The sequence below is a fragment of the Coprococcus intestinihominis genome (assembly GCF_040096555.1).
GTDB lineage: Bacteria > Bacillota > Clostridia > Lachnospirales > Lachnospiraceae > Coprococcus_A > Coprococcus_A intestinihominis.
The window spans coordinates 1-7736 of sequence record NZ_JBBMEK010000158.1; the positions used below are offsets into that span (position 1 = coordinate 1).

The 7736-nt window shown below is 45.7% G+C and carries 6 protein-coding genes and 1 pseudogene; 5 read left to right on the top strand and 2 right to left on the bottom strand.

Features of this window, described 5'->3' with window-relative positions:
- A pseudogene (locus WMO25_RS11900) lies at positions 1-347 on the bottom strand (transglutaminase domain-containing protein); the annotation flags it as partial.
- Between the two features lie 166 nt (positions 348-513).
- Between WMO25_RS11900 and asnS the strand changes: the two are divergent.
- Together asnS and WMO25_RS11910 are read left to right on the top strand one after the other, a co-directional pair.
- Entirely contained in the window at positions 514-1908 is a 1395-nt protein-coding gene (gene asnS, locus WMO25_RS11905; RefSeq protein ID WP_015514980.1) for an asparagine--tRNA ligase, read from the top strand.
- A 30-nt stretch (positions 1909-1938) separates the two neighbouring features.
- Positions 1939-2895 carry an AEC family transporter gene (locus tag WMO25_RS11910; RefSeq protein ID WP_349085490.1) on the top strand — a complete coding sequence of 319 codons (957 nt, stop codon included), beginning with the start codon at positions 1939-1941 and terminating at the stop codon, positions 2893-2895.
- 13 nt (positions 2896-2908) lie between these two features.
- Here WMO25_RS11910 and WMO25_RS11915 read toward each other — a convergent pair whose 3' ends face one another.
- Positions 2909-3721 carry a TMEM164 family acyltransferase gene (locus WMO25_RS11915; protein WP_349085491.1) on the bottom strand — a complete coding sequence of 271 codons (813 nt, stop codon included), beginning with the start codon at positions 3719-3721 and terminating at the stop codon, positions 2909-2911.
- A gap of 440 nt (positions 3722-4161) precedes the next feature.
- Between WMO25_RS11915 and WMO25_RS11920 the strand changes: the two genes are divergently transcribed.
- The 3 genes from WMO25_RS11920 to WMO25_RS11930 form a co-directional block, all read left to right on the top strand.
- Complete coding sequence (locus tag WMO25_RS11920) at positions 4162-5160, top strand: ABC transporter ATP-binding protein (protein ID WP_208728919.1); 999 nt, start codon at positions 4162-4164, stop codon at positions 5158-5160.
- 3 nt (positions 5161-5163) lie between these two features.
- Positions 5164-6129 (top strand): ABC transporter ATP-binding protein, encoded by a 966-nt coding sequence (locus WMO25_RS11925; protein ID WP_349085492.1) that lies wholly within the window; start codon positions 5164-5166, stop codon positions 6127-6129.
- 111 nt (positions 6130-6240) lie between these two features.
- Positions 6241-7736, top strand: a 1496-nt coding sequence (locus tag WMO25_RS11930) for an ABC transporter substrate-binding protein (RefSeq protein WP_349085494.1), incomplete at its 3' end; no start/stop codon positions are given.

Sequence of the window (7736 nt, forward strand, 5' to 3'; positions counted from 1 at the left end):
GTATAGACGGTACCGTCGGGAATGGTGATCTGGGCCTTGGCTTTCTCGGAGCGGCCTGTGTAGCGGATCATCACATACCCATCGGAAATGTTGGAGGCGTCAATGGAAACGCTGTCATCACCATAGCATGTCTCACCGGATGCGGTGGGAACAAGGGAGGCATAGGCATCGGCACGCTTTTGGCCGGAGCCGTCTGCATCCGAGCTGCCGGAGTGACCGGCGTTTGCCTCTGCCTTCGATGAGGTGCCGCCTGAACAGCCGGTCAGAAGGCAGGAACTGCCAAACAGCAATATCAATAGCAGGAAGAACAGGGATGCACAGTATGTGTGCTTTGATCGATTGTGCATGCATGAATCTCCTTCGGATGATTTTTCTTTAAAACTGTTATCAGTATACCATATATTTAATATGAAAACACCTCTGTTTTTTCATGGTATTTTGCGGAAAGCTGTGGTAGAATAAAGGTAATTGCGTATTATCATCTATTTTAAAATCAATTCGGAGGAATTTTATATGCAGAAGTTAACAACAATCAGAGAGATTTTCAGAAATCGCGACAATTATCTCGGTCAGACAGTCGAAATCGGCGGCTGGGTGCGCAACATCAGAGATTCCAAGACATTTGGTTTCCTTGTTGTGAATGACGGTACTTATTTTGAGCCTTTACAGGTTGTTTTCCATGATGCTATGGCGAATTTCAGCGACATCTGCCATCTGAACGTAGGTGCAGCCGTGATCGTTAAGGGCCAGCTGGTGGCTACACCGAAGGCGAAGCAGCCATTTGAGATCCAGGCTGAGACAGTTGAGATCGAAGGTGCTTCCACACCGGATTATCCGTTGCAGCCGAAGAGACATACATTTGAATATCTTCGTACACTGACACATTTAAGGGCGAGAACCAATACATTTGAAGCTGTGTTCAGAGTGCGTTCTCTTATTGCTTATGCGATCCATCAGTTTTTCCAGGAGAGAGATTTTGTATACGTGCATACACCGCTGATCACAGGCAGTGACTGCGAAGGTGCCGGCGAGATGTTCCAGGTGACAACGATGGACCTGAACAACGTACCGAAGAATGAAGAGGGCAAGGTTGATTTTTCAGAGGATTTCTTCGGCAAACCAACGAACCTGACTGTCAGCGGTCAGTTGAACGGCGAGACATTTGCTATGGCATTCCGCAACATTTACACATTCGGACCAACATTCCGTGCTGAGAATTCCAACACAACCCGCCATGCGGCTGAGTTCTGGATGATCGAGCCGGAAATCGCTTTTGCTGATCTTCAGGATGATATGGAACTGGCAGAGAGCATGATGAAGTATGTTATCGGCTATGTATTGGAGCATGCACCTGAGGAAATGAAGTTCTTCAATCAGTTTGTGGACAAGGGCCTTCTTGAAAGACTGGAGCATGTGAGAACTTCTGATTTCGGCCGTGTGACTTACACAGAGGCCATTGAACTGCTGGAGAAGCACAATGATGAATTTGATTACAAAGTCAGCTGGGGCTGCGACCTTCAGACAGAGCATGAGCGTTATCTGACAGAGAAGATCTTCAAACGCCCTGTATTTGTGACAGACTATCCGAAGGATATCAAGGCATTCTATATGAAACAGAATCCTGACGGCAAGACAGTTGCTGCTATGGATATGCTGGTGCCTGGTATCGGCGAGATCATCGGCGGCAGTGAACGTGAGAATGATTACGACAAGCTGCTGACACGTATGAAAGAACTGGGTCTGAAGGAGGAAGATTACAGCTTCTATCTTGATTTGAGAAAATACGGTTCAACACGTCATGCAGGTTTTGGCCTCGGTTTCGAGAGATGCGTGATGTACCTGACAGGTATGGGCAATATCAGAGACGTTATCCCATTCCCACGTACAGTCAACAACTGCGAATTGTAATTTTTAGTTCTTTAAAACAGGAGAAATGCTATGGGCGAAATGTTGAATGACCTGATTTTTAGTGTGAATACCATTCTGCCCGTTTTTATTGTTGTTGCGATCGGTTATTTTATGCGGCGGAGAGGAACCGTCGATGAGCATTTCGTCGGTTCTATTTCCAATGTTGTGTTTTATTATGCACTTCCGGCCCGGATGTTTCTGGACGTGGCCGGAAGTGATTTTACTGAGCTGATGAATCCCCGATTTATCCTTGTGACAGTCGGCGGAACCATCGGCGTTTTTCTTTTGGCGTGGCTGGTGATCAGCCATTGTATTCATGACGGAAGGAAGATTGCAGCAGCAGTACACAGTGCATATAGAGGCAATTATATTTATATCGGATTGCCGATCATCGAGAATATTCTTCAGACAGATCATGTGGCCTGTTCTGTGCTTGTGTTGACATTTATCATGCCGGTTTACAATATTCTGGGTGTTCTGATCCTTTCTATATATAGCGGCGATATGTCAGGCATGAAGCCGGGGAAGCTGCTTTTAAATATTTTAAAGAATCCGATGATCCTGGCGGTTATTTTTGGTGTACTCTATGCCATGACCGGGCTTCCGCTGCCTTATGCGGCTGAGAAATCCCTGACTTATCTCGGGGCCATCTCAACACCGATGGCACTGCTGATGATCGGAGCCAGAATGGTGGATAATTCGGTCAAGGGAGAAGGAAAAGCCATCCGCCTGGCACTATTGTTCAAGTTGATCCTTGGGCCGGTTGTGATGACACTGTTGGCGATTTTCCTGGGCATGCCGACGGAAGAAATCGTGACGGTGTTCATTCTGTTTGCAGTTCCGACGGCCATGAATGTGTTTATTATGACCAAGAGCATGGGCGGTGACGATGGCCTGGCGGCCAATGCCATACTGGCCTCAGTACCGTGTTCCGTTATTGTTATGACGATTGGTATTTATTTGATGCGGATAACGGGGATTGTATAACGGATGAAAAATATTAAAGTGATTTGGCGGTGAGACAGACAGCGGTAATCTTTCTGGCAACATTATGAATGAGCCAGGCGCCGGCAGCCATCGCAAGAATGTACAGGAGAATGCCTATCGGACGGCCGAGTATCCGATCGATATCGCCAAAGAGCAGCTGGGTGGACATTTCCCATGGGGAGATATAGAACAGGTTGGCGGCGCTGAAGCGATGCAGGATGCCATTCAGAACTTCGGCTGCCAGACAGAAAAAGGCAAAAAGTGGCAGTGTCCGAAGGAAGCCTCTGGTTGTAAGATCGGCTTCGTGACTGAAAATAATGACGAATCCGACAAAAATCAACATCAGATGCCAAAGGATGCCATGCAGTGTCAGCATCCAGTACGGATGAAAAATACCGGAGGGGTCGATAAAGGTGGCAACAGCCCCCATCATATTGAAATCAAGCAAAAAGGTACAGAGAATTCTGTGCCTTTTTTCGTTATGTATCATGATCAACAGGGGACACAGATACATGGGGAGACTGCAAAGTTGAAATGGAAAAATCCACCAGTCATAAACGTGGTCATTGACAACATAAAAATTCATCAGCTGTTTATATAATTCGCCGATCAGAAGAATTACACCGGAAATCAGCATGATTCGGTCAAATTTCTGTTGATGAATACGAGTGTTTGTATTTGGATGATCTTTAGGGGAGAAAAGCCATGCAGCCCAAATAGCCGCAGCGCTTCCGCCAAAGGCTGCGAGCAAATGAAAAGGCCCGTAAAGAACCGGCGGTGTCATCGGCCAGGCTGTCAGTCGGAGAAGATATTCCAAAAAAGACATATAAATTCCTTCTTTCGGGATAGTTAGGTACCTCAATAAATGAAATATTCATTATGAATAAAATTTTATCTGTACATATACACATTTAGTATATCATAATTCAGACAATGTATTCTTCTTGTGAAAATACTTTTTAATATTTTGGGACTGTACTCAAAAAAGTTTTCATAAGTATTTCCTCTGGGAACACTAGGGGATTTTTTTATATTTGTGAAAGAATTGTGTTGAATTCTGAAATAAAGTATGGTATCTTTTTTGTTATACATATAAAAAACTGTAAAAAGGCATACTTATAACGTATTGGCGCATCGAAGTGCGAAAGTGATTTGGCGTACAAAGGCGTTTTAAAGTGTACAGTCACATTATGCAAAAGAAGACATTGACACGATGTGAATAGATGATGCAGTTTGATGGATAAATGGAAGGTATGTGATCAGACCATGAATCAGAGTGAGAAAATATTAGAGATCAAAGATTTATGCGTGGAATTTAAGACTGTGGAAGGCACGGTCAAAGCCATTAATCATTTGAATTATACATTACATAAAGGTGAAAAGCTCGGCATTGTCGGCGAGAGCGGAAGCGGTAAGAGTGTTTCTTCTCTTGGTATTATGCAGCTGATCCCGAATCCTCCAGGTGAGATTGTCGGCGGAGAGATTCTTTATAAGGGACAGGATCTTGTGAAGAAATCAGAGAAAGATATGCAGAAAATCCGGGGGAATGAGATCTCCATGATCTTTCAGGAGCCAATGACTTCCCTGAATCCGATCATCAAGTGCGGCAGGCAGATTGCAGAGTCGCTTCGTCTCCACCGCGGAATGAATAAGAAGGAGGCCATGGAAGAGGCCATTCGTATGATGCAGGCAGTGGGGATTGCCAACCCGGAAGTGAGGGCTCATGAGTACCCGCACCAGATGTCCGGTGGTATGAGACAGCGTGTTATGATCGCCATGGCGCTGGCTTGCCAACCGCAGATTTTGATCGCCGATGAACCGACAACGGCCCTTGATGTGACGATTCAGGCACAGATCCTGGATCTGATCAGAGGTTTGAATGAGCAGATGAATACATCAGTTCTCTTCATTACCCATGACTTAGGTGTTGTCAGTGAGCTGTGTGATACGGTCATTGTTATGTATACCGGACGAATTGTTGAAAAAGCCCCTGTTCGAGAGCTTTTCAGTGATCCGAAGCATCCTTATACAGTCGGCCTGATGAGTGCGATTCCGAGAATTACAAAGGATCGTCCGCCCCTTGAGACCATTGAGGGTGTTGTGCCGAATCCGACAGAGCGGATTTCGGGATGCAGTTTCTGGCCGAGATGTCCGCATGCGACAGAACAGTGCAAGCAGGGCGAGCCGCCGGTTGTACAGCTGTCGGAAGAACGTCAGGTAAGATGCTGGCTGTATGCGGATGCAGCCGAGAAGAAGGAGGGTTAGCTGATGACAGCAAATGACAAAGAAGTGCTGGTGAAAGCCGACCATGTCAAAGTTTATTTTAAAGGCAAGAAAAGGGGACAGACAGTCAAAGCCGTTGATGATGTATCCTTTGAGATCATGAAAGGTGAGACCTTTGGTGTTGTCGGCGAGAGCGGATGCGGTAAGAGTACCCTTGGCAGGACCCTGATCAGACTCCAGCAGCCGACAGAGGGTCATATTTATTTAAACGGGACAGATATTGCAGGTTTGAAAGGTGCACAGTTAAAGGAAATGCGCAAGGAAGCCCAGATTATTTTCCAGGATCCTTCGGCCTGTCTCAATCCAAGAAGAACCATCAAGCAGATTTTGATGGAGCCTTTTGAAATTCACAACCTCAAAGGCAAGATTGATGTGGATGCGAAGATTATGGAACTGCTGCAGCTGGTGGGGCTGGACAGTTATCATCTGAGCCGATATCCGCATGAGCTTTCCGGTGGACAGAAACAGCGTATCGGTATTGCCAGGGCGCTGGCACTGGAACCCCAGATTATTATCTGTGATGAAGCGGTATCCGCGCTGGATGTTTCTGTTCAGGCACAGGTATTGAACCTTTTGCAGGAACTGAAAGAGAAACTGGGATTAACCTATTTCTTCATTTCACATAATCTGAATGTTGTTTATCAGGTCAGTGACCGTGTCGGCGTTATGTATCTCGGCAAAATGGTTGAGATCGCCAATTACGATCAGCTTTATGAAAAACGCTATCATCCTTATACAGAGGCATTGCTGTCAGCGATTCCTCAGGTTGATCAGGAAGAACAGAAGGAGCGGATTCATCTGGAAGGTGAAGTGCCGAGCCCTTATGATCCGCCTTCAGGATGCCATTTCCACACAAGATGTCCGAAGGCCTGCGACAAGTGCAGACAGACGGCACCGGAACTCAAGGAAGTGGCGCCGGGACATTATGTGGCCTGCCATTTGTATGAATGATTTTTAATTTGATGATAATTGCGGAAACGGCCGACAAACAGGTAAGCATTACATAACGGAGTATTTCGCAATCACCATACATAAGAAATTTCTATTTAGGAGGTTAAGATTATGAAAAAGAAATTTTTAGCAATGGCCCTGGGCATTGCTGTAGTCTTAAGCTGCACAGCATGCGGCGGCGGTTCATCTGACGCAGCAGCACCTGCATCAGGCGAGACAAATGCTGCTTCTTCAGAAGCCGGAAGCGATTCAGCAGCAGGCGGAAGCACAACAGTAACAGTGGCAATCGGTGCCGGATTCTCCACACTGGATCCAGGATATGTTTACGAGAAATATCCACCGCTTGTTATTAATGCATGTTATGAGAATCTTTTTAAGTTCTACAGCAATGACGGTGCAGCAGAACCTTGTCTGGCAGATTCTTATGAATTCTCAGATGACAATAAGACTTTAACAGTTAAACTGAAAGAAAATGTTACCTTTGCAAGCGGCAATAAGATGACATCTGCCGATGTTGCTTTCAGTATTAATCGTTGCAAGAATCTTCAGGGTAATCCATCCTTCATCTGCGATACTATCGACAGCATTGAAACACCGGATGATTACACAGTTGTTTTCCATCTGACACAGCCTGACAGTGCAATCCTTTCCAAGCTGACATACAGCTCACTGGCAGTTCTTGACAGCGCGGTTGTTAAGGAACATGGCGGTACAGATGCAGCAGACGCTTCTTCAACAGATACAGCACAGGCTTATCTTGACACAGCAAGTGCAGGTTCAGGTATGTACATCATGACAAGCTATACACCTGATTCTGAAATCGTTCTTGAGAAGAACCCTAACTACTGGGGTGAGTCCACAAATGTTGACAAATATGTCATCAAGATCCAGCCGGATGCCAATACACAGATGATGACATTATCTTCAGGTGACCTTGATATTGCCATGAACATGACAGATGATACAATGTCTGAACTGACAGGCGACAATGTTGCCAAGATCAACACTGCAACAAAGACAGTTGGTTTCCTTCTGATGAATATGAACGAAGAATACGGCGGCCCTGTTTCTAATCCAAAGGTACAGCAGGCTATCCGTAAAGCACTGGATTACACAGGTATCCAGACAATCGTCGGTGAAGGCGCAGAGACACCTTATTCCATCATCCAGGATGGTTTCATGGGTGCAAAAGGACAGCGCCCTGCAGATTACACTAACATTGACGAAGCAAAACAGCTTTTAGCAGATGCAGGCTATCCGGATGGTTTTGATATCGACATGCCTGTTTGTGACCTTGATATGGAAGGTGTTCTTCTGACAGACCTTGCTCAGAAGGTTAAAGATGACCTTTCTCAGATCGGTATCAATGTCAATATCGTTTCCCAGCCATGGGCAGCAGGTTTTGGCGATGATTATCGTGACGGCAAGATCGGTTTCACAGTTATGTACTGGTCAACAGATTACAATGATCCTAACGTACAGCTTGAATTCCTTCCAGGTCAGTCCGTTGGTTTAAGAGCAGGCTGGACAACAGATATGGATCCTGATCTGGCTCAGCTTTACGCAGATGCACTGAATGCAACAGACAACGATGCACGTACTGTTGT

Coding starts and splice junctions, on each gene's coding strand:
- WMO25_RS11915 (WP_349085491.1), bottom strand. CDS start 3,721: ATGTCTTTTTTGGAATATCTTCTCCGACTGACAGCCTGGCCGATGACA.
- WMO25_RS11920 (WP_208728919.1), top strand. CDS start 4,162: ATGAATCAGAGTGAGAAAATATTAGAGATCAAAGATTTATGCGTGGAA.
- asnS (WP_015514980.1), top strand. CDS start 514: ATGCAGAAGTTAACAACAATCAGAGAGATTTTCAGAAATCGCGACAAT.
- WMO25_RS11925 (WP_349085492.1), top strand. CDS start 5,164: ATGACAGCAAATGACAAAGAAGTGCTGGTGAAAGCCGACCATGTCAAA.
- WMO25_RS11910 (WP_349085490.1), top strand. CDS start 1,939: ATGGGCGAAATGTTGAATGACCTGATTTTTAGTGTGAATACCATTCTG.